Annotated in this window: 1 protein-coding gene; it reads left to right on the plus strand. The window is 60.6% G+C overall.

The window, feature by feature from the left end:
- Positions 1 to 264, plus strand: a 264-nt coding sequence (locus tag V756_RS01000000122065) for an AMP-binding protein (protein ID WP_032681949.1), incomplete at both ends; no start/stop codon positions are given.

Here is a 264-nt window from a genome sequence, read left to right on the forward strand (position 1 = left end):
GGCGAGGGCAATCAGGTGCAGCCGGAAGGCGTAGCCGGAGAGCTTTGCGTGGCGGGACGCGGACTGGCGCGCGGCTATTTGAATCGAGAAGACGAAACCGCGAAGCGGTTTGTCGCTGATCCGTTTGTGCCGGGTGAACGCATGTACCGCACCGGCGATTTGGTGAAATGGGTGAACGGCGGCATCGAATACATCGGCCGAATCGACCATCAGGTCAAGGTCCGCGGCTACCGGATCGAGCTGTCGGAAATCGAAGTCCAGCTT

Origin of the sequence: Bacillus tequilensis KCTC 13622, from assembly GCF_000507145.1 — a bacterium.
Lineage (GTDB): Bacteria > Bacillota > Bacilli > Bacillales > Bacillaceae > Bacillus > Bacillus tequilensis.